General features: G+C 57.5%; 21 protein-coding genes and 1 pseudogene. 12 read left to right on the forward strand and 10 right to left on the reverse strand.

The features are described 5' to 3' along the window. Nucleotides 1-19: 19 nt before the first annotated feature. Nucleotides 20-400, reverse strand: a complete 381-nt coding sequence (locus tag AC0V61_RS12315) for a DUF3597 family protein (RefSeq protein WP_486157947.1) — start codon at nt 398-400, stop codon at nt 20-22. Between the two features lie 99 nt (nt 401-499). On the opposite strand from AC0V61_RS12315, the gene AC0V61_RS12320 reads away from it, so the two are divergent. Beyond that, entirely contained in the window at nt 500-712 is a 213-nt protein-coding gene (locus AC0V61_RS12320) for a hypothetical protein (protein ID WP_486157949.1), read from the forward strand. Between the two features lie 41 nt (nt 713-753). On the opposite strand, the gene AC0V61_RS12325 is transcribed toward AC0V61_RS12320, so the two are convergent. Both AC0V61_RS12325 and AC0V61_RS12330 read right to left on the reverse strand, forming a co-directional pair. After that, nucleotides 754-1,428, reverse strand: a complete 675-nt coding sequence (locus AC0V61_RS12325) for an energy transducer TonB (protein WP_486157951.1) — start codon at nt 1,426-1,428, stop codon at nt 754-756. A gap of 247 nt (nt 1,429-1,675) precedes the next feature. Next, nucleotides 1,676-2,332, reverse strand: a complete 657-nt coding sequence (locus AC0V61_RS12330) for an alpha/beta hydrolase (protein WP_486157953.1) — start codon at nt 2,330-2,332, stop codon at nt 1,676-1,678. 122 nt (nt 2,333-2,454) lie between these two features. On the opposite strand from AC0V61_RS12330, the gene AC0V61_RS12335 reads away from it, so the two are divergent. From AC0V61_RS12335 to AC0V61_RS12345, 3 genes are read left to right on the forward strand one after another with little or no spacing between them, the layout of a single operon-like run. Then, nucleotides 2,455-3,444: a cysteine desulfurase family protein gene (locus AC0V61_RS12335; protein ID WP_486157955.1), complete on the forward strand. Its 990-nt coding sequence runs from the start codon at nt 2,455-2,457 to the stop codon at nt 3,442-3,444. Further along, nucleotides 3,441-4,523 (forward strand): cysteine desulfurase family protein, encoded by a 1,083-nt coding sequence (locus AC0V61_RS12340; RefSeq protein WP_486157957.1) that lies wholly within the window; start codon nt 3,441-3,443, stop codon nt 4,521-4,523. Before AC0V61_RS12335 ends, AC0V61_RS12340 begins: the two co-directional genes overlap by 4 nt. Next, nucleotides 4,514-4,849, forward strand: a complete 336-nt coding sequence (locus tag AC0V61_RS12345) for a 2Fe-2S iron-sulfur cluster-binding protein (RefSeq protein ID WP_486157959.1) — start codon at nt 4,514-4,516, stop codon at nt 4,847-4,849. The genes AC0V61_RS12340 and AC0V61_RS12345 overlap by 10 nt, the downstream gene beginning before the upstream one ends. Before the next feature lie 92 nt (nt 4,850-4,941). Here the strand turns inward: AC0V61_RS12345 and AC0V61_RS12350 are convergent, their stop codons facing one another. Then, nucleotides 4,942-5,490: a type 1 glutamine amidotransferase domain-containing protein gene (locus tag AC0V61_RS12350; protein ID WP_486157961.1), complete on the reverse strand. Its 549-nt coding sequence runs from the start codon at nt 5,488-5,490 to the stop codon at nt 4,942-4,944. 305 nt (nt 5,491-5,795) lie between these two features. Here AC0V61_RS12350 and AC0V61_RS12355 point away from each other — a divergent pair, with 305 nt between their 5' ends. Both AC0V61_RS12355 and AC0V61_RS12360 read left to right on the forward strand, forming a co-directional pair. After that, nucleotides 5,796-5,903, forward strand: a complete 108-nt coding sequence (locus AC0V61_RS12355) for an enoyl-CoA hydratase (RefSeq protein WP_486157963.1) — start codon at nt 5,796-5,798, stop codon at nt 5,901-5,903. A gap of 42 nt (nt 5,904-5,945) precedes the next feature. Beyond that, complete coding sequence (locus AC0V61_RS12360) at nt 5,946-6,053, forward strand: enoyl-CoA hydratase (protein WP_486157965.1); 108 nt, start codon at nt 5,946-5,948, stop codon at nt 6,051-6,053. A gap of 302 nt (nt 6,054-6,355) precedes the next feature. Here the strand turns inward: AC0V61_RS12360 and AC0V61_RS12365 are convergent, their stop codons facing one another. Further along, nucleotides 6,356-7,360 carry a DUF4349 domain-containing protein gene (locus tag AC0V61_RS12365; RefSeq protein WP_486157966.1) on the reverse strand — a complete coding sequence of 335 codons (1,005 nt, stop codon included), beginning with the start codon at nt 7,358-7,360 and terminating at the stop codon, nt 6,356-6,358. A 113-nt stretch (nt 7,361-7,473) separates the two neighbouring features. Between AC0V61_RS12365 and parC the strand changes: the two genes are divergently transcribed. After that, nucleotides 7,474-9,765: a DNA topoisomerase IV subunit A gene (gene parC, locus AC0V61_RS12370; protein ID WP_486157968.1), complete on the forward strand. Its 2,292-nt coding sequence runs from the start codon at nt 7,474-7,476 to the stop codon at nt 9,763-9,765. Between the two features lie 132 nt (nt 9,766-9,897). Here parC and AC0V61_RS12375 read toward each other — a convergent pair. From AC0V61_RS12375 to AC0V61_RS12395, 5 genes and pseudogenes are all read right to left on the reverse strand, one after another. Then, a pseudogene (locus tag AC0V61_RS12375) lies at nt 9,898-11,072 on the reverse strand (CCA tRNA nucleotidyltransferase). Nucleotides 11,073-11,138: 66 nt separating this feature from the next. Continuing rightward, nucleotides 11,139-11,729, reverse strand: coding sequence for a CoA pyrophosphatase (locus AC0V61_RS12380; RefSeq protein WP_486157970.1), 591 nt, complete (start codon nt 11,727-11,729; stop codon nt 11,139-11,141). Nucleotides 11,730-11,731: 2 nt separating this feature from the next. Continuing rightward, nucleotides 11,732-12,280: a DUF1285 domain-containing protein gene (locus AC0V61_RS12385; protein ID WP_486157971.1), complete on the reverse strand. Its 549-nt coding sequence runs from the start codon at nt 12,278-12,280 to the stop codon at nt 11,732-11,734. A 66-nt stretch (nt 12,281-12,346) separates the two neighbouring features. After that, nucleotides 12,347-12,886 carry a GNAT family N-acetyltransferase gene (locus AC0V61_RS12390; protein WP_486157973.1) on the reverse strand — a complete coding sequence of 180 codons (540 nt, stop codon included), beginning with the start codon at nt 12,884-12,886 and terminating at the stop codon, nt 12,347-12,349. Nucleotides 12,887-12,927: 41 nt separating this feature from the next. Continuing rightward, entirely contained in the window at nt 12,928-14,082 is a 1,155-nt protein-coding gene (locus AC0V61_RS12395) for a PQQ-dependent sugar dehydrogenase (RefSeq protein ID WP_486157975.1), read from the reverse strand. On the opposite strand from AC0V61_RS12395, the gene AC0V61_RS12400 reads away from it, so the two are divergent. The 5 genes from AC0V61_RS12400 (at nt 14,081) to AC0V61_RS12420 (ending at nt 18,528) form a co-directional block, all read left to right on the forward strand. Then, complete coding sequence (locus tag AC0V61_RS12400; protein ID WP_486157977.1) at nt 14,081-14,704, forward strand: ribonuclease HII; 624 nt, start codon at nt 14,081-14,083, stop codon at nt 14,702-14,704. The two genes, AC0V61_RS12395 and AC0V61_RS12400, sit on opposite strands and share 2 nt — an antisense overlap. A 150-nt stretch (nt 14,705-14,854) precedes the next feature. Beyond that, on the forward strand, nt 14,855-15,775 hold the full coding sequence (locus AC0V61_RS12405) for a calcium/sodium antiporter (protein WP_486157979.1): 921 nt from the start codon (nt 14,855-14,857) through the stop codon (nt 15,773-15,775). Next, nucleotides 15,775-16,224 carry an ATP-dependent zinc protease family protein gene (locus AC0V61_RS12410; protein WP_486157981.1) on the forward strand — a complete coding sequence of 150 codons (450 nt, stop codon included), beginning with the start codon at nt 15,775-15,777 and terminating at the stop codon, nt 16,222-16,224. Before AC0V61_RS12405 ends, AC0V61_RS12410 begins: the two co-directional genes overlap by 1 nt. Beyond that, nucleotides 16,225-17,130, forward strand: a complete 906-nt coding sequence (gene rimK / locus AC0V61_RS12415; protein ID WP_486157983.1) for a 30S ribosomal protein S6--L-glutamate ligase — start codon at nt 16,225-16,227, stop codon at nt 17,128-17,130. A gap of 243 nt (nt 17,131-17,373) precedes the next feature. Continuing rightward, complete coding sequence (locus AC0V61_RS12420; RefSeq protein ID WP_486157985.1) at nt 17,374-18,528, forward strand: DNA methyltransferase; 1,155 nt, start codon at nt 17,374-17,376, stop codon at nt 18,526-18,528. Nucleotides 18,529-18,582 lie beyond the last annotated feature (54 nt).

Here is an 18,582-nt window from a genome sequence, read left to right on the forward strand (position 1 = left end):
TGGCGTTTGCCAAATCAAATCAATCTTTGAGGTGGTCCGGAACAACACCGCCAGCCGCTGCCATCTGATCGAGCACAGCCTTGTGCAGAGCGATGTTGTCTTCTGCCGTGCCCGAATAGTCGGTGTTGCCCATCTCAACCGCGAGCGCCTTGCGGTTCTCGTAGCTTGGATCGATGCGCACAAGTTTCATCAAGTCGACAATCGACGTTTGCCAGTTAAGCTCACCAGCGCCAGGAATATTGCCAATGCGTGCTTCAACATCTTGTGCAGTGATCGCAGCACGCCCAGTCGGTTTTGCAGCAGCATCAGCAGGGGCCGCTGCGGGCGCAGCATCAGCCGCCTTTGCCTCGTCCTCGTCAGAGCCAAAGATCGCGTTTGAGATTGAACTGAAAATTCCCATATATCCCTCCATGGATTGTATACGCTGATAGCTAGCGGGCCGGGCCTGCAATTTCCAGCGTATTTACAACTGATGACAAGAGAAAGAATGGCGCGATAGATGACTGATCTTGTATTCTCCCTTGTGATGCTCGCTGCCATTTTGCTTATAGCAGGCGCATTCTTCTATTGGCGACGCACAGGCGAGGTGAAGCAACCAGCGCTGATGGTGATCTTGGCAATTGTTGCGATTGGGAATGTGCTGATCTGGACAATCCCGACCGTTGAAGGGACCGCGCCGATTGATCAGATCGAAGCGGCCGAGGCCCAATAAGAAGCCCAGTTAAGGGATCAATAAGCCCCGGCTGTTCCGAACTATTCTGGGATGGTCCAAGCGACGGAGCTGGAATAGCTTCCCGCAACCGCTTTTCCATCCGTCCCCTTCGCCGGGTTGAACACCGCGCGCTGTGAGACGAGGGTACATGTCGCACGGTCAAGCGCAGTATGCCCGGTTGATCCTGTGATCACACAATCGCTCACCTTGCCGGTCGCATCGATTTGAAGGGCGAAGCTCGCGATCCCTGTAAGTTCGCGCCGGATCCAAGTGCTGCGATAGTCCGCAGTGGTGATCCAATTGGCCGGATTGCCCCTTGGTGACGCGTCGATTGGATCAAATACGGGGTCAAGTGGTGGCAAAGCGCCGAGCCCTTCTGAGCCCAGCAGCGTGCCAGGGTCAACCGGCCCAAGCTGCCCGATGGGCGCTGTTGTCCCAAGTTCAAATTCCACATCGCTTTGAGGCCTTGTGACCGTTTGAGTGGGCGTGCTTGATGTCGCCTTTGCGTCGCTCGTTGGGGCAAGGTCGTCTTCGATTACCTCCGGGGTGACGACGACAAAGGGAATGTCTTCGCCGATAGGGTTGGGTATGGGTTCTTGGATCACGTGATTAACGGCCAGTCCTGCGATCAGGATAACGCCGAAACTCGCAGGAACGCCCATTGCGCCAAGCGCGGCTAAGGGGTCGGGGCGCCTTGCTGTAGTCGCATAGTTCATGAATTCTCTCCTTTCACGATTTGCGATTGGGAGAGGCTGACACGAGTTTTTGCGAGTGACAAGCAATATCGAGTTGCATTTAACGACCCGTAGCAGAGCGCAACCCGTTGTTTTTAAATACTGTCCTGCATTTTCCTAAGCTGCTTCCGCCACTTAGTCCTCACTAAACGGGCCGCACCCAGGACCTGATCCGGGGAGGCCATTTAGCGATGACGAGGACGCGGATGCGCCCTCGCAATTCAAAAAATCACTTAATCGGGCAATCTGGTGAGAGGCGGAAGTTGAGGTAATTGTCGACGCTCGCCATCATGTCTTCCATTTCGTTTTCAAAGAAATGGTTTGCGCGAGGGATCTCATCGTGGTGGATCGTGATGTGTTTTTGCGTGCGCAGCTTGTCGACGAGCTTTTGGACAGCGCTTGGCTGCACCACTGTGTCGGCTGCCCCTTGCACGAAGATGCCAGAGGCTGGGCAGGGCGCAAGGAAGCTGAAGTCATACATGTTCGCAGGCGGCGCAACCGAGATGAAGCCGCGCACTTCCGGGCGGCGCATAAGCAGCTGCATGCCGATCAGCGCGCCAAACGAATAACCCGCAACCCATGTTTGCTGCGCCTCTGGGTGGATCGACTGAACCCAATCAAGCGCGGAGGCTGCATCGGAAAGCTCGCCAATGCCGTTATCGAAGGAACCTTGGCTGCGGCCCACTCCGCGAAAGTTAAAACGCAGAGTCGCAAAGCCGCGATCGGTGAAGGTCTTGTAAAGACGCTGCACAATCCGATCATTCATCGTGCCGCCACCTTCAGGGTGCGGATGCAGGATCATGGCGACGGGTGCGCGTGGGCGAGGTGGAGGAGAAAAACGACCTTCGAGACGGCCCTCTGGGCCGGGAAAGATGACGGATGGCATCAAATACCCTTTATGAAATGAGTTGCGCTATTGCACCGGCTGGTGCCAGCGGTTGAGCGCTCTATATAAGCATTTGTACAAGAGTGCAATTTTTTAAGAATCGTTCGCAATAAGGCGCAGCTTTGACCAACCGAGTGTATCTTGACCACGCCGCCACAACGCCGCTTCGCCCAGAGGCGAGGGCAGCGATGGAGGAAGGCTTTGCGCTTTGGGCGAACCCTTCGAGCCCGCATGGCGAGGGGCGCAAAGCGAAGAATGCGCTCGAGGATGCAAGGGCTCGGATCAAGGCGGCATGTGATTGGGATGGCGAGGTGATCTTCACCAGCGGCGCGAGTGAGGCGCTTTGGATTGCGCTCAACCGCTGCAAGGCCAATCGGCGCATTGTCAGCGCGGTTGAACATGACGCGGTGTTTCGAGCTGCGCCTGATGCGGAAGTCTCCTCGGACGAGAGTGCGTTTGACGCCTCCACCATTCTTGCTGTGCAGCATGTGAATTCGGAGACCGGAGTCATCAATCCGATTGGTGCGATGGTTGAGACCTTGGCTCCAACAGGCGCTGTGTTGCTGTCAGATTGCGCACAGAGCGCTGGGAAGCTCGCACTGCCCGTTGCCGATATGCTGGTGGTCTCGGCGCACAAACTTGGCGGGCCGATTGGGATTGGGGCATTATTGGTACGCGATTATGCTCTGCTTGAGCCGATGGGCGGGCATGAGCGGGGCTATCGTCAGGGCACGGAGAATATGCCAGCAGCGCTGGGCTTTGCAGCGGCGCTTGAAGCAGGCGACTGGGCGACCTCGGCGGATGAACGAGCTGCATTTTCGAGCGAGCTTGGCGATGAATTGCTGACCTTTGGAGAGCAGACCGACTACATCTTCGCGCTCTCGCACCCCTCAATGAGTGCGCAGGCTCTTCTGATCCGACTAGACGCCATGGGCATTGCGGTGTCAGCGGGCAGCGCGTGCTCTTCCGGAACGCTCAAGAAAAGCCGGGTGCTTGATGCCTTTGGTGTCAGTGACGAGGTGGCCGCGCGCACCATCCGGGTGAGCCTTGGGTGGAACACCTCCACCGCCGATCTGGACCGGTTCTTGGATGCTTGGAAATCGCTCACATGATCTACCTAGATAATCAAGCCACAACCCCGCTTGCGCCTGAAGCGCGCGATGCGATGATCCGTTATCTCGACGGTCCAGACGGCACAGGATTTGGCAATCCCCACTCGCCTCATCGCATGGGGCGCCAGGCTGCGGCTGCAATTGAGGCAGCGCGTGATAGCGTCGCCGCGCTCTTCCCGCCGGGCGGCAAAGTCATCTTCACCAGCGGCGCGACTGAAGCACTTAACCTTGCCATCCGCGGGACGGGTGGGAAGGGCAGCGTTGCTTTCTCGGCAATCGAACACTCCGCCGTGGGAGACACTGCGCGCGATGCTGGCCTTTCGAAAATGCTTGAAGTTGGCGCTGATGGCATCTGCGATCCCGCACAGGAATTGGGCAAAGCGACGCGTATGATCGCAGTCATGCAGGTCAACAATGAGATCGGCACTGTGCAACCCTCGCTCGATTGGCATCGGCGCGCGAAGCAGGAAAATGCGCTTTTCCTGATCGATGCGGTGCAAGCTTACGGCAAAATCCCGGTTGCAGGCGCAGATATGATTGGGGTCTCTGCGCATAAGCTCAACGGCCCCAAGGGTATAGGCGCGCTATGGGTGCGCGATGGGCTCGAAATTGAACAGGTGCAAACAGGCGGCGGGCAAGAGCATGGCCTTCGTTCAGGGACGCTATCGCCTGCGCTAATCGCAGGATTTGGGGCAGCCGCCAGGCTTGCCAAGGAGCGCATGGAGCAGGACGAAACCCATGTCGAAGCGCTTTGGAACAGAGCGCGTGAACATTTCGATGGCTGGACGCTCAATGGCAGCGATGCCTCGCGCTGGTTTGGCAATATGAACATCCGAAAAGATGGCCTCGATGTCGCGCGTCTTATGTCTGATTGCCGAAACATTATGTTCTCCGCTGGCAGCGCTTGTGCCAGCGGATCAGGCCGCCCGAGCCATGTGCTCAAAGCCATTGGGCTCACTGACGCAGAGGCAAAAAGCTCTATCCGTTTGGGCTGGGGGCGCTACACGACGATTGAGCAGATTGATGAAGCAGCCAAGGCAATCCTGGCTGCTGCAAAGGAGCAAGAGCTGTGGGGCTAAAAGTCACCTTTATTGATCCCAAAGGGACGCCAGTGGAGGCCGAGGGTGAGGTGGGAGACAACCTCCTTAAAGTCGGCCAAGCCGCTGGGCTTCCCCTCGAAGGAACGTGCGAGGGGCAGATGGCGTGCTCGACCTGCCATGTGATCGTCGCCGCCGAATGGTTCGACAAGCTCGCCGAGGCTAGTGAGGAAGAGGAAGACATGCTCGACTTCGCAGCAGGTGCGCGCAGGACGTCGCGCTTGTCGTGCCAGATTGATTTGACTGAAGAGATGGACGGTCTGACCGTTAGCGTGCCGGGCGAAAGCCACGATGCAAGAGGGCTTTAGGGCGCCTATTGAAAGGAAACGAGAAACCCCGCCGCGCTGTTACGGCACGGCGGGGTTTTCTTATATCTAGCCCATAAATTGGGTCCGCCAATTTAGGCGTTTTCAAGCACCTGATCGGCCGAAATGCCGACCGCATCAATAAGCGCTTCAGTGAAGGCAGGAATATCCTCGGGGTTGCGGCTGGTGATAAGATTACCATCGACGGCCACTTTGCGGTCAATCACGTCACCGCCTGCATTTTCAAGATCGGTGCGCACGGAAGGCCATGCGGTGACGACCTTACCATCGACAAGGTCTGCTTCGATCAGAAGCCACGGCGCATGGCAAATGGCGGCGATCGGTTTGTCCTGATCATTGAACTGCTTGATAAGATCAATGACGGTGTCGTTCATGCGCAAAATGTCGGGGTTCATCTGGCCGCCGGGCAAAAGCAGCGCGTCGAAATCGCCTGCATCGACTTTGTCGACCGTGGTTTCAACTGCGACTGCATCGCCCCAGTCGCCATCTTCCCAGCCTTTGATCTCGCCGGTTTCGAGGCTTGCGATAACCGTTTCAGCGCCAGCTTCTTCCAAGAGGCGTTTGGGCTGTTCTAGCTCTGATTGTTCAAAGCCGTCGGTTGCAATGATGAGGATGCGTTTCATAGCGTGGGTCTCCTTTGTTGAGGGTTACACACTGCTTATGAAGTGACGCCGCAAGCGTTCCAATTTGGTCCGCGCTATCACGTGAGGAGGAGCATCTTAACGCTTGGCGCTGAACTGGCGATTAAGGCAATCCTAAACATTAGTAAAATTTCCCAATGCTTTGGGATGGACGCTTTCGGCATGCGCGCGCCACATCTAGAAAACCCCGGAATTCTGCCGTTTTTCGAGTTTGGCACGGGGTCTGCAAAGTAGTTGGCATACAGCGGAGGCACTCTTCGCAACCACGAAAACACTGGAGACCAACAATGACCAACACAATGAACTCTTTCGCAAGCGCCGCTCTTTCAATCATCGTTTCAACCAGCCTGCTCGCTTACGCAATCGTACCAGCAAGCCCCACGATGTTCGCTTAATTCTCAGACTGAACAGACACTTCAATTCAAAGGAAATTCAAAATGGCACTTTCACAAAACAACGTCTTCGCAGCAGCTCTCTCGGTCGTCGTATCCGCTAGCCTGTTTGCTTACGCTATCGTCCCTGCCAGCCCGCTCGCTTTTGCCTAATTGCTGACAGGCCTTCGGTAGCCCTTTTGCCCCTTGCCAATTCCCGGAGACCAACATGACCCGCAACAATTCCCTCTTCGCCGCCGCTCTCTCGATCCTTTCAACAACCGCAGTCTTCGCCTCAGCATTTCTTCTGAGCAACCCCAACATCCTCGCCTAAAGTCGCCCCATCACTAGCTACCCCCCCACCTTCATTTGGCGCAATTCCCCATTGCGCCAGTCCCAAAGGGCGCATCGGTATCTCTCCCCAACGAGCCGATGCGCCTTTTTCTTATGAGGCTACAATATCGCTTCTACGCTGCTCAGCCCTGATCTTTCAGATCCTTCTTCCAAAACCGAAGGCGCATACCGAAACGGTGGAGTATCCACCGCAATGCAAGGATGAGCAGCGCAACGGGAAGCAATGCGGTGATGGTGTAGATGATTGCGGCGACGCTAACGCCCAGTGTTGATCCAACCGAACGAAGAGCGCTCGCAATCGGTCTGACAAAGCCGACCTGAGTCTCTCCAAAAGCGGGCTCATATTCAATCCTAACATCGCTGTACTGAATGCGATTTTGATACGATTTGAGCCTCTGGCGGGCGGCATCGAGCTGTTCATTGACATCGGCGAGAGCCTTTTCCGCCTGCACCAGCTCTGCGACAGACCCTCGCGCTGTGCGCAGCACTTCAGTGAGTTTGTCGCGCAGAAGCACGCGCGATTGAATGCGCGCCTCAGTGTCGATGATCTGCTCAGACAGGTCTTCACCATTGCGAACAGAGGAAATGAGCGAGCCGCCAAGTTCTTCAGCGGGTTGGGTGAGGGCCTCGGCCAGAGTGTTGGCCTTATCTGCGGCGACTTGCAGTTTCAGTTCGCCATATCCGTCCCAGCTGTCAGAGCGCGCCTGCGAGCTGCGAATAACGCGGCACGCTTCGCCCATTTCATCGCACATCTCGATATGGGCGGATTGAAGCTCTTTAATCTCGTCGGAATCGATGCGGAAACCGTAGCCATAGGAATATGCGATTTGTTGGCTTGCTTTGGCTGAGGCCGCTGGAGGTTTGGAGGTGTCGGAGGACGCTTGCTGGGGCGTATCTGCGGCCATGGCTTCGGCCTGTGCATCTACCGAAGTGTTGAACATACCGAGCGGACCAGTTTCCCTCGCCTCCCACATTCCAAACTCATTGGCAGGCGCGCCATCTGCGTAGGCAACGCGGCCCGGTTCAATATCAGAAATGATGTCAGCAGATTGGTTTTGAAGCTCCATTTCGCTGCACCCGGCAAGCAAAAGAGCGCTGAGCGTACCGATTAAGAATTTGAGCTGCATCTGAGTTCCTCCCATCGTTGTAGAGATGCACGCTGCGAATTCGGTCTGCAAGTCCCACCAAGATTGTGGAAACTGCTCTCCCCGTGGCGCCCGCGCCTTGCTAAGCGTGACACATGGCTGACCCCACGATCCCAGACGACACCGATCCATTCGACGCAATTGTCGATGCGCCCTTTGATGCCGCATTGTCTGAGCGTTATCTTGTCTATGCGCTCTCGACGATCACCGCGCGCTCGCTTCCGGACCTGCGCGATGGGTTGAAGCCGGTGCACCGGCGGCTCTTGTGGACCATGCGTCAGCTGAAGCTGTCACCTGACAGCACCTATAAGAAATCCGCCCGCGTCGTGGGCGAGGTGATTGGTAAGTACCACCCGCATGGCGACACTGCCGCTTACGATGCGATGGTGCGCTTGGCGCAGGATTTCTCGCTGCGATATCCTCTGGTTGAGGGGCAGGGAAACTTTGGCAATATCGATGGCGATAATGCGGCGGCCTATCGTTACACCGAAGCGCGCCTGACCAAGACCGCGATGCAGCTGATGGAAGGGCTGGATGCGGGCACGGTTGACTTCATCCCGACCTATAATGGCGAGGAGGAAGAGCCGGAATTGATGCCGGGCCTATTCCCCAATCTGCTTGCCAATGGGGCGAGCGGGATTGCGGTGGGCATGGCGACCAATATTCCCTCGCATAACGTAGCCGAAGTCATTGATGCGACGCTGGAATTAATCGACAATCCGCATGTCGAGCATGAGCGCCTGATGGAGCTGATGCAGGGGCCGGACTTCGCGACTGGCGGGCAATTGGTGGACAGCGCTGAGGTGATTTCACAGGCCTATCGCACGGGGCGCGGGTCATTCCGCCTTCGCGGTGTGTTTCATGCGCCAGAGGCTGAGAATGCCGAGGATCAGGCCGCTGGCATTGAGCGTCTGGGCGGGGGGCAGTGGCAGCTGGTGATCACCGAAATCCCGTATCAGGTGCAAAAGGGCAAGCTGATAGAGCAGATCGCTCAGGCGATTGCGGACAAGAAGCTGCCGATCCTGGACGATGTTCGTGACGAAAGTGATGAAAGCATCCGTATTGTGCTGGTGCCCCGGACGCGCAATGTCGATCCGGAGCTGCTTAAAGAGAGCGTTTTCAAGCTGACGGATATGGAGACGCGCTTCGGGCTCAATATGAATGTGCTCGATGCGACCCGTACGCCGATGGTGATGGGGCTCAAAGAGCTCCTGCAAAACTGGACCGCTGCGCAGATCGAGATCCTGCAACGCCGTACGCAGCACCGCCTCGATCAAATCGCGCGGCGTTTGGAGCTTGTCGAAGGTTACATCACCGCTTTCCTCAACCTTGATCGGGTGATCGAAATCATCCGTTATGAGGATGAACCCAAGCAAGTGATGATGGCTGAGTTCAAGCTCACCGACCGTCAGGCCGAGGCGATCCTCAACATGCGTCTGCGGTCCTTGCGCAAGCTCGAGGAAATGGAGCTGCGCACCGAGAAGGACAACCTTCTCAAAGAACAGGACGAGCTGAACAAGCTGCTCGAAAGCCCCGCGCGTCAACGCACGCGCCTGAAGAAAGACCTGCGCGCGCTTCGCAAGGATTATGCTGAGGACACCACCTTGGGCGCGCGCCGTACGCGGATTGAAGAGGCTGCTCCTGCAGTTGAATTCTCAATGGATGCTATGATCGAGAAAGAGCCCGTGACGGTCATTCTCAGCCAGAAAGGCTGGATCAGGGCCGCAAAGGGCCACGTCGATCTGGCGCAGGAGTTCAAATACAAAGAGGGCGATGCGCAAGCCTTTATCCTCCATGCGCAGACCACAGATAAGGTACTGATCGCAGGGAGCGATGGGCGGTTCTATACGCTCGGCTGCGATAAGCTACCGGGCGCGCGCGGCTTTGGTGAGCCGGTGCGCACCATGATCGACCTGCCCGCCGAAACCAATGTCGCCGAAATGTTGGTGCACAAACCCGGGGGCCGCCTGCTGCTTGCGTCCTCCAATGGCAAAGGCTTCATCGCTGAGACGAAAGAGCTGATCGCGGAGACCAAAAAGGGCAAGCAGGTCGTGAACCTCAAAGGCACCGCCAAGCTTCAAGTTATCCGCGAAATCCCCGAGAGCCACGACCATGTTGCGGCGGTGGGTGACAACCGAAAACTCATCGTCTTCAACATGGAAGAGATGCCCGTTATGGCGCGGGGGCAGGGCGTGATGCTGCAACGCTACCGCGATGGTGGACTATCCGATGCGACGACTTTTAAGCTAGAAGAGGGCCTTAGCTGGAAAATGGGCGGATCGGGTGATCGCACTCGTACCGAAAACGAGATATGGCAGTGGAAAGTTGCGCGCGGCGCGGCTGGCCGTCTCCCGCCGCAAGGTTTCCCGAAGAACAACCGGTTTTAGGTTTGCCCACCCCCGAATAAGTCTTGATAAAGGGTGCAGAGAACTCTGTTTACCCCTCCCGCAAGCGGGAGGGGAGCGAGACTTAGTGGAGCGCAGCGAAACTTAGTCGCAGCGGGGTGGGCCTGCGCAAGTTTAGCTTGAAAGAACTTCGCCCAAAATCGCCTCAACGCGGGCATCATCGGGAAACCCTTCCGCCACCCACTGCCGCTCTACCGTCTGCAATATGCGCGCGACCTCTGGTCCGGCGGCCACTCCGCGCGCGACAATTGCGCCGCCCTTGAGCGGAAATGTCGGCGGCTCCCAAGTGGCTAGTGCCTGTGCATCCGCACCAAGAAGGAGCAGCCGGTCCACCGCAAAGGGCACAGAGATTGAATAGGCAAGCGCTTGCGGGTTTTTCTCGTCGCTCGCCAATCGCTCAGACGCACAAACGAGCCGCGCACGCTGAGCTTTGGAAAGACGCAACCGAGCGGCTACCGCCTCGGCAACATCGGGCGAGGGGGAAGAAGCGCTGCCAAACGGCGCACAGGATCAGCACGGATCGATTGCGCCGCCTCATGGGTGATGAGCGCTCGCAATGCCTTTACATGAGGCTTGCATGTCTCAGGTAAAACCACGCGCAAAACGCCGCGATCAAACATGCGCTCCACCGTCCGACCGGGATCGGGCAGTACGAGAAGGCGCAATATCTCATCGGCCACACGCTCGCGGCTCAGCCCTTTTAGAGTGGCGGCAAGCTCAGCGCAGGCCTCTTCGGCCTCATTATCGAGCTCAGCGCCAAAGCGGGCTTGGAAACGGTAATAGCGCAGGATACGCAAGTGATCTTCTGCTATCCGCTGACGGGCATCGCCGATAAACCGAACACGGCGCTCGTTAAGGTCTGAAATGCCGCCGAAATAGTCGCTGATCTCCAGCGTTTCGGGATGCGCATAAAGCGCGTTGATGGTGAAATCACGGCGGCTCGCATCTTCGCGCCATTCCTTGGCGAAGGCGACCGTCGCGCGCCTCCCGTCTGTGGCAACATCAAGTCGCAGCGTGGTCACTTCAACCGGGCCATCCTCCAGCACCGCGGTGACCGTTCCATGGTCAATGCCGGTGGGGACAGTGCGAATGCCTGCATTCGCGCATCGGTCGATCACTATGTCGGGTGTGAGGGTAGTCGCGCAGTCGATATCATGCACTTGTGCGCCAAGTAGCGTGTCACGCACGGCGCCGCCGACCCAGCGGATATTGTCCGCTCCCAAGGTTCGGACAAGCAGTTTGAGGCCATCGCGATGCGGCCAGATTGCAGATTTAAGCGCGTCGTTCACAACGCGATGTCGCTAAACAGAAAAGCATGAATTGGACAAGCTTCGTCTGGTCAGGAAGAGATCCAATCAACGCGTCCAATCGATCCGCTGCCCAAGGTTGGCAATGATCGCAGCTGTCACGCCCCAAATGCGAAAACCTTCATAATCCATCTCAAGATAGCCGCGCATTTGCCCTTTCCAAAACACCTCCTGCCTGTTCCATGCCGCTGGGTCGAGCAACAGTGAGAGCGGTGTCTCAAACCATGCCTCGACCTCGCCGGGATTGGGAGTGAGCGGCAGGTCTGGTGGCACCACTGCAAGCACTGGGGTCACATCAAAGCCGGTGCCAGTGGTGTACAGGTCGCTTGTCCCAATCACCTGAACAACTTCACGGGGCAGGGCGAGCTCTTCCTCCGCCTCGCGCAGGGCCGCGGTCACCGCGTCTTCGCCCGGATCGCATTTGCCGCCGGGAAAGGCGACTTGGCCGGGATGATCACGCATATCGCGGGGGCGCTGGGTCAGGATGACGCCGGGTTCAGGGCGGTCGGTCACCGCGATTAAAACCGCCGCGGGCGTCCGGCGATCCCCGCTTGCCAAATTGGCATCGTTCAGAAGATCGGGAAGGTCGCGCCCATGGCCTTCTTCATAAAGGGCGCTCAGCTTTTCGAATAGGCCCACCCTCAGCCCTGCAACGAAAAGAGCGCGCCTTGGCTAGAGACGATCCAATCATCGCCCCCCGTTTCCAATGCGATTTCAGCAAGCTGCGCATAGGTTGAACGGTTCAACCGCGCCTCAAGCCCGCGCCGTACATGAAGGTAGATAGCGGGTGTGTCGGGATCGCCTGCGATGCGCAATTGATTGTCTGGACCTGCGACCACCAGATCATCGGTGCTGAGGCGGAACGCCAGATCACCGCTTTTCGCGACGCAATCGACCGCGATAAAGGCGGCATCATCGACTTCGATTGTGAGCTTTTCAAAGGGTGTCACCAACCAATGCTGCCCGGCATCATCGCGTGTCAGCAAGCCGGAAAACGCGCGGACCATCGCTGGGCGGCGGATGGGATCGCCTTCGTGATACCAAGTGCCATCGCCCGCAATGCGCATAAAGCTGTCACCCAGTTTCTGGGGGTTCCAATTCTCTACAGGCGGGAGCTTGCGCTCTTCCACCTGATTGGCGATTTCGGCGAGGCTGAGTTCAGCCAAATAGGGAGGGGGTTCGTAAGGCATGTTGGGAACCGCGATGGCAGAGTGGACGGGCGTAGGAAAGTGTATTTGCGCACCTAAGTGGAATTCCTAGAGCTCCAAACCGGTCCACGGCCCAAGCATGCCCTCTTTCGGCATATGAGGAATGGCCGCGCCGCGTGCGAGAAGGCGCTCTTTTTCATATGGGCCGGGGCACTCCCATCCCCCGGTTGAGCCTGCGTTAAAGCCCCAACGCCCATAATATTCTTCATCGCCGATAAGCACCTGCGGGAACACCGGTGAACCTTCGGCTGCCATGCGCGCCTCAGCATCGAGCATTGCCATCATAAGGCCCACGCCAAAACCTTCGCCTTGCCTCTCGGGCACCACGGCCACTGGGCCCACCATGACCAGCGGCACGCGTGCGCCGTCTTTGGCCTGCAAGCCGACCGGGTAACACTGGATCGTGCCCACCAGCATCTGATCATCGTCAAGCGCTGCAAATGACAATGCCTCCAGCCACTCCATGCCTGCACGAACGCGATAAGCGGTGCGCGCATGGCGGTCCTCACCAAAAACGCGGTCAAGCAATTGCTCGATCATGTCGGCGGGAACCGCTGAAAGCGGGACGAGGGTTGCGGTATCTGACATCAGGGCGCGGGCGCTAAGGCCTTTGTGCCCATTTGCCAAGCCTACATACTGAGACGAAGCACGCTGCCCTCGTCCGTCGCCACCCAAATGCTGCCATCATCGGCCACATCGAGGGAACGCACTCGGCCATCGATGGGGTAACGCTCAGCCTCGTTGGCGCTGTCGCCGTCGATTTCGACTCGGACGATTGCGCGGCTTGAAAGACCAGCGATAAGAGCATCGCCCTGCCAATCGGCAAACATGTCGCCGCGGTAAAATTGCATGTCACCGGGCGCGATTACAGGGGTCCACCAGATAGCAGGCTTTTCGAAACCATCATCGGCTGAGTGGTCAGTGATCGGGTCGCCATTGTAATGCTCACCGTAAGAGCGTGTTGGCCAACCGTAGTTGGCGGCCTTTTTGACGAGGTTGAGCTCATCCCCGCCTGCTGGACCATGCTCAACATCCCAAAGGCGACCTTCGGCATCCCAATCGATGCCAAGCAAATTTCGGTGGCCGTAAGACCAGATTTCCGCTGTCACACCGCCTTCATCGGCAAAAGGATTGCCTTCAGCTGGCGTGCCATCAAGGTTGAGCCGCACGATTGTGCCAAGCGTGTTGGTTTTGTCCTGTGACGGCGTCATCTTCTGACGGTCACCGCTCGTGATGTAGATGTGGCTTTCGTCGGGTGAAAAGGTGATACGGTGCGAATAGTGTCCGCGCCCGCTTACTTTTGGTGCCTGACGCCAGATAACCTCGAGGCCCTCTAGCGCACAGTCTTCCATTGAAGCGCAGGCGAGGGTCCCTTTGCCCACAACAGCACCGCGGCTTTCGCCATCATCGCCAAATTCGGCCCAGCTGAGATAAATCGTGCGCCCATCGACGCCTTCTCCAGCTTCGCTTGGCAAGAATGCGATATCGCCAAAGCCGCCTTGGCCACCAAAAGCAACATCAGGTGCGCCAGCGACGGTCGCCGAAGTACCGCTCGCAGTGTCCATCACCTTGAGAACGCCTTCTTTCTCAGTCACGAACAGCATGTCTGAGCCGGGCGCGAATTCAATCGCCCATGGCTTTTCAAACTCACCCTTTTGCGTGATTTGAAGCTCGCCCGAGCCTGAAATCGTGCTTGAACTTTCCCCCGCTTCTGCAGTGGCGCAACTTGCGAGTGCGAGCATGGGAAGGGATGAGAGTGCGGTACATTTAGAAAGAGTGTTCATGTCTCAGGGTACTCCTGATCTCAAAAATAGTGCCGGACCTATCATCATAGGGGTCGATGAAGCCGGGCGGGGACCTTTGGCAGGGCCTGTCGTGGCCGCTGCCGTGCTTATGAGCGATGCAGTACCGGCGGGCGTTGCAGATTCCAAGAGGCTATCGGCGAAGCGGCGTGGCGCTCTTGATGAGGAGCTTCGCGCGAACTGCCAATGGGCGGTTGCCGTGGCGGAGCCAGCTGAGATCGATGCGGTCAATATCTTTCAAGCAACCATGCTAGCGATGACTCGCTGCGTGCGCGATTTGGTGGCGGATATCGCAGGAGCCCCGGAAATTGTCCTGATCGATGGCAACCAAACGCCAGAGCGGCGATGTGACGAATGGGTATGGCCTGCGCGCGCGATCGTGGGCGGGGATGGCAAGGAACCCGCGATCAGCGCTGCATCCATCATCGCTAAGGAATGGCGCGACCGATTGATGTTAGAGGCTGCCAAAACGCATCCCGAATATGGGTGGGAGCGCAATAAGGGCTATGGCACGCCAGAGCATTTAGAGGCTTTGAAGGTCCATGGGCCGACCCCGCTGCACCGTCAGAGTTTTGCGCCGGTGGCACAAGGTCGGTTGTTGTAACCAAGGCCTGCGAGGCACAGCCCACTCCTAACCCCTCCCGCCTGCGGGAGGGGCAGCGAGAATTAACGAACCGCAGGTGAGCTTATTCGCAGCGGGGTGGGCAAAAGAACTAGGCTAGCGGTAGGCACAAGGCCCCGCTAAAGGCCACTCATGCTAAATGCGATCCTTTTAAGTCTGGCGGGGCTAGTGAGCCTTGCGATTGGCGGCGAACTTCTGGTGCGCGGCGCTGTGGGCATTGCGCAAAAACTGGGCGTGTCTACGCTCTTCACCGGCCTTGTGATCGTCGGCTTTGCGACCTCGATGCCCGAAATGGTGGCGAGTGTTCAGGCCAGCCTTGCGGGCTCACCTGAGATTGCTTGGGGCAATATCGTCGGATCAAACCTTGCGAACACGCTATTGATCCTTGGCGTTTCCGCTTTGGTTGCACCTATCATCTTGACCGGCACAGGCCGCCGCGATGCAGTGGTTGCGCTCGGCGTGACGCTCCTTTTGTGGGGCCTTGCGCTTTCTGGATTGGGCGCGCGCTGGATTGGATTTGCGCTGCTGCTTGGCATCCTTGTCTATATCGTGTGGCGCTATCGCAATCCTGGCTCTTCCCAAGAGGATGAGGACGAAGAGGGACCGCAGAACGGATTGATCGCGGGGGTGCTTTTTGTCGTAGGCCTTGGAATTCTTGTGGCGGGCGGCGATGCACTGGTGACCGGCGCCATCGCACTTGCGACGATTTTTGAGGTGCCTGAGACGGTTATCGGCCTCACCGTAGTCGCCGTTGGCACATCGCTTCCTGAACTTGCGGCATCCATCGCTGCCGCCGTTCGCGGAAAGTCAGCTTTGGCGCTTGGCAATGTGGTGGGCTCCAATATCTACAACATCCTGCTCATCGGCGGGGCGACGATGAGCATCGCGCCCATCGCGCTTCCCGCTGAGCTTGCAGGGCTTCAAATGGCGCTTTTGACTGCCAGTGCCGCTGCGCTACTTGCGCTTTTATGGTTTGCCAAGAGCATTGGCCGTCCGCTTGGCGCGGTCCTTCTCGCCGCGTTTATCGGCAACGTCGTGCTGGTTTTCGCTTAATGGCGAGAACGCCCAAGGAGATTGTCGGCTGGCGCGAAATAGTCGCGCTTCCCGCGCTTGGCCTCTCGCACATCCCCGCCAAGATCGACACTGGCGCGCGTACGTCCTCCCTCCACGCTAAGGTCCTCGAAGAATTCGAGCGCGAGGGTGGCAAATATGTGCGTTTTGCGGTCGATTGGGACGGGGAGCGGCATGAGGGCGTTGCCATCCATGTCGACGTGCGCGGCATCACCAGCTCCAATGGTAAGACGCAAAGACGCTACGTCATCAAGACGCCGCTTTTGATCGGTACTCAGGAGTTTAAGGCCGAAATTAGCCTTGCTGACCGCTCGGATATGAAGTTTCCCATGCTGATTGGTCGCACTGCGCTGAGGCGTAGGTTTGTGGTTGATAGCGGCAATTCGTGGCTTACCTCACCCAAAGCACCCAACCCCAAAGGGACCACTTGAATGAAAATCGCAATGCTCGCGCGCAATCCGAACCTTTATTCGCACAAGCGTTTGGTAGAGGCGGCTGAGGAGCGGGGCCATGAGCTGGATATCCTCAACACGACGCGCTGCAATGTGAATATCGCGAGCCACCGCCCGACAGTAACCTATAATGGTGAGACGCTAACGGGCTATGATGCGGTGATCCCGCGCATTGGCGCGTCAATCACAAATTACGGCCTTGCCGTGCTGCGCCAGTTTGAGATGCAAGGCGTGTGGCCTCTCAACGAAAGCGTCGCCATCGGCCGCAGCCGCGACAAGCTGCGCTCCATGCAGATCCTGTCCAAGCACGGGATTGGCCTGCCGCTCACCGCCTATGCCAATGATCCCAAGGCGGCAGAAGAAATCATCAAGGCCGTCAAAGGCCCGCCAGTGGTCATCAAACTGCTTGAAGGCACGCAAGGGATCGGTGTGGTTCTGGCTGAAACCATGTCGAGTGCAAAGTCGGTTATTGAGGCCTTTCGCGGGGCCAATGTGAACATCCTTGTACAGGAATTTATCGCAGAGGCAGGGGGCACCGATATTCGCGCTCTGGTGGTTGGCGGCAAAGTGGTCGCGGCCATGAAGCGGACGGGCGCCGCCGATGATTTTCGCAGCAATCTGCACCGAGGCGGCAGCGCTCAGCTTATCAAGATCACTCCTGAAGAACGCTCCACCGCTGTACGCGCGGCAAAGCATATGGGGCTGAACGTGTGCGGCGTTGATATGCTGCGATCGAACCACGGGCCGGTTATTATGGAGGTGAACTCCTCGCCCGGGCTCGAAGGCATCGAAAAGGCAACCCAGAAAGATGTTGCGGGCACAATTATCGAGTTTATCGCCGCGAATGCTAAGGCTGGTAAGACAAAAACCAAAGGGCGCGGCTAAAGCCTTCGACTTTTTTCGTGCAAGGGGGCGATCTGAGTCCTCCAGGCAACACCCCTTGATCTGGAGTCCCCTGCTATCGCCGGGACTCAACATATAGTGGGGCCATGTTTTGTTCCGCACTCGACCTAGGGTTTTTACTAAGCATTAACCATAAGAGCCCAGAAACTAAGCGCTTGACGTAAGACCGGCGAGGACTCATCCCCTGTGGATAAGTTTGGCGAATAGTGACCTCTGGGGCAGATTATGGGCGTGATTGAAACAACAAAGCAGCGTGCAAAGCGCGGGGTTAAGACCACCCCTCAGGACACGCGCGCGCTTCTGCCGTTGGGTCAGATTTTGGACGGCGATTGCATCGAGGCGATGCGCTCGATCCCTGACAATTCGATCGATCTCGTGTTCGCAGACCCGCCTTACAACCTGCAATTGGGCGGTGACCTCAACCGTCCTGATGGCAGCGAAGTGGATGCGGTGACTGACCACTGGGACCAATTCGACAGCTTCCGCAGCTATGACGAATTTACAAAGGCTTGGCTGATAGAGGCGAAGCGCATTCTTAAGCCCGACGGCGCGCTTTGGGTGATTGGTAGCTATCACAATATCTACCGCGTTGGCGCTATCCTTCAGGATATTGGCTTCTGGATCCTCAACGACATTGTGTGGCGCAAAACCAACCCGATGCCCAACTTCAAAGGCACGCGCTTTACCAATGCGCATGAGACTTTGCTGTGGGCGAGCCAGGGTGAGAAGTCGCGTTACCACTTCAACTACCGGGCGATGAAGACGCTCAATGATGAGCTGCAAATGCGTTCTGACTGGGTGCTGCCGATTTGTTCGGGCAATGAGCGTTTGAAAGAGAACGGTTCGAAAGTTCACCCGACGCAGAAACCGGAGAGCCTATTATACCGCGTGCTGCTCGCAACGACCGAGCGCGGGGATGTGGTGCTTGATCCCTTCTTTGGGACGGGCACGACCGGCGCCGTCGCCAAGCGTTTGGGCCGGGAATGGATCGGGTGCGAGCGGGAGGGGACCTACCGCCAAGCCGCTCACAAACGCATCGAAAAAGAACTCCCGCTCGACGAGAGTGCGCTCACCACTATGCAGTCTAAAAAAGCCGCCCCTCGCGTTGCGTTCGGCGCTGTAGTGGAAAGCGGACTTATCAAGCCGGGCTCGCAAATATTTGACAAAAAACGCCGCTGGTTTGCAACCGTGCGCGCCGATGGGTCGCTCGAATGCGAGACGCCAAAAGGCAAACTCCAAGGCTCGATCCACGGTGTCGGCAAAGACCTCCAGGGCGCGCCAAGCTGTAACGGATGGACCTTTTGGTACTATCAGGATGGCAATGAGATGAAGCCAGTCGACGCCGCGCGCGAACTTTACAGGCTCGCAAACGAAGATTGATGTCTCGGCGGTAAACGCTCACCTAAAACGCCTCGTCGAAAACTGCGACTGATT

This window comes from Erythrobacter sp. JB1-4 (genome assembly GCF_057365025.1).

Coding starts and splice junctions, on each gene's coding strand:
- AC0V61_RS12320 (WP_486157949.1), top strand. CDS start 500: ATGACTGATCTTGTATTCTCCCTTGTGATGCTCGCTGCCATTTTGCTT.
- AC0V61_RS12325 (WP_486157951.1), bottom strand. CDS start 1,428: ATGAACTATGCGACTACAGCAAGGCGCCCCGACCCCTTAGCCGCGCTT.
- AC0V61_RS12390 (WP_486157973.1), bottom strand. CDS start 12,886: ATGTCAGATACCGCAACCCTCGTCCCGCTTTCAGCGGTTCCCGCCGAC.
- AC0V61_RS12360 (WP_486157965.1), top strand. CDS start 5,946: ATGGCACTTTCACAAAACAACGTCTTCGCAGCAGCTCTCTCGGTCGTC.
- AC0V61_RS12365 (WP_486157966.1), bottom strand. CDS start 7,360: ATGCAGCTCAAATTCTTAATCGGTACGCTCAGCGCTCTTTTGCTTGCC.
- AC0V61_RS12400 (WP_486157977.1), top strand. CDS start 14,081: ATGTCTCAGGGTACTCCTGATCTCAAAAATAGTGCCGGACCTATCATC.
- parC (WP_486157968.1), top strand. CDS start 7,474: ATGGCTGACCCCACGATCCCAGACGACACCGATCCATTCGACGCAATT.
- AC0V61_RS12420 (WP_486157985.1), top strand. CDS start 17,374: ATGGGCGTGATTGAAACAACAAAGCAGCGTGCAAAGCGCGGGGTTAAG.
- AC0V61_RS12385 (WP_486157971.1), bottom strand. CDS start 12,280: ATGCCTTACGAACCCCCTCCCTATTTGGCTGAACTCAGCCTCGCCGAA.
- AC0V61_RS12340 (WP_486157957.1), top strand. CDS start 3,441: ATGATCTACCTAGATAATCAAGCCACAACCCCGCTTGCGCCTGAAGCG.
- AC0V61_RS12330 (WP_486157953.1), bottom strand. CDS start 2,332: ATGCCATCCGTCATCTTTCCCGGCCCAGAGGGCCGTCTCGAAGGTCGT.
- AC0V61_RS12395 (WP_486157975.1), bottom strand. CDS start 14,082: ATGAACACTCTTTCTAAATGTACCGCACTCTCATCCCTTCCCATGCTC.
- rimK (WP_486157983.1), top strand. CDS start 16,225: ATGAAAATCGCAATGCTCGCGCGCAATCCGAACCTTTATTCGCACAAG.
- AC0V61_RS12355 (WP_486157963.1), top strand. CDS start 5,796: ATGACCAACACAATGAACTCTTTCGCAAGCGCCGCTCTTTCAATCATC.
- AC0V61_RS12315 (WP_486157947.1), bottom strand. CDS start 400: ATGGGAATTTTCAGTTCAATCTCAAACGCGATCTTTGGCTCTGACGAG.
- AC0V61_RS12410 (WP_486157981.1), top strand. CDS start 15,775: ATGGCGAGAACGCCCAAGGAGATTGTCGGCTGGCGCGAAATAGTCGCG.
- AC0V61_RS12350 (WP_486157961.1), bottom strand. CDS start 5,490: ATGAAACGCATCCTCATCATTGCAACCGACGGCTTTGAACAATCAGAG.
- AC0V61_RS12405 (WP_486157979.1), top strand. CDS start 14,855: ATGCTAAATGCGATCCTTTTAAGTCTGGCGGGGCTAGTGAGCCTTGCG.